Here is a 1,257-nt window from a genome sequence, read left to right as displayed (position 1 = left end):
CTTCATTGGCTTGCGGCAGTCTCTGGGTGGATAAAAACTCATCCAGCCATCGACCCAGCGCTTGGCGATAAGCCTCTTCGTGCTTACGGAAATTGAGTTTATGCGTCATGGTCAGGATAGGTTGGTCTGCATACACTGGTACTGTGTCAGGGACTTTTACCTCCAGACCTTTTTCCAGTGCGGTGTAGCAGTCAACAGAGTGTTGATACAAACGGCTTACCGCCCGGTTAATCTCATTTGAGAATCGTTCAATGCCAGTCTCAAGATTACGGATCACCGATTTAATGTTGACGATATGCTCCGGCACCTGTGCCGCGAGGTTGTGGGCAGTCGTGTTGAGAATCTGTTCTGTTACCGCTTGCAGATCTTCAAAGGCACCGTTGGTTTTTGCAGTTTCCGTCAACCTGGTGAAAGCACGTCTAAGATTGAGATCCTGCTGGGTGATGTTTTTATCCAGGGCGGAGTAACGCCCGGCCAGCTCTTGAGCAAGTTTGTTAAACTCAATAGCTGCTGCCTTTTTGTCATCGATACTGCCGATAGCCAGACTGGGCCAATCCATCAAACTGTCAGTGGCAGAGCTCTCCTGATAGCTCTCCAGGCGAATCTTTGCCTCCTGGACACAGCGGAGGCGGTCATTATGGATCTTTTGCTGATCAGATAGTGATTGCTGTCGTTTGAATAGCTCATGACGGTCACCACTCAGTTTTTCCTTGTCCCGCTTGGTCTGTTCAATCAGGCCATCCAGGTTAGGTTCCTGAGTCAGCTGCTCTTCAGTGACACTGGGTGTTGCTGACCGGCATTTATTTTTGATAGTGCCCTCAGCCTTGGAAATTTCGTTTTTCCGTGTTGCAAGGCGGTCTTCGTTGTTATCTATAGACCGCTCACTGCTCCTGATTCGTCCCTTAAGATCTCTCAGAACACTGTCACGACTTTGCTGAGTGGCGGCCAGCCAGTGATCCAGGCGTTCATTACTCAGAGTGAATTCGTTGATCTTCTGATCCAAATTACTCTGTGCCCGGGTGCGCTCTGACTCTGCTTTTTGCAGGCTTTCCTTGAGGCCGCTATGCCCTTTTTCATAAAGCACTCTTTCAAAGGTTTGCTTGGCAGCCTGAAAATCCTGCTGCAATGCGTCAGCACCGCTGGCCGGCAGCCCCCCCTGCCATGGCTCAGTCGGTTCATCTACCAGAGACTTCAGGGAGCGAACCTGTTCCTGGCGGGTGGCAATATCAGGCAACGACTGATTTTTCGCTTCGATAT

1 protein-coding gene is annotated in these 1,257 nt (G+C 50.4%); it reads right to left on the bottom strand.

The window, feature by feature from the left end; all coding sequences use genetic code 11:
• Positions 1 to 1,257 (bottom strand): hypothetical protein (locus KDK13_RS16685; RefSeq protein ID WP_257286116.1); only part of this gene is annotated, 1,257 nt, incomplete at both ends.

It is taken from the genome of Endozoicomonas sp. SESOKO1 (assembly GCF_024606265.1).
Taxonomy (GTDB): Bacteria; Pseudomonadota; Gammaproteobacteria; order Pseudomonadales; family Endozoicomonadaceae; genus Endozoicomonas.
This window is presented reverse-complemented; position numbering and strand designations above follow the sequence as displayed.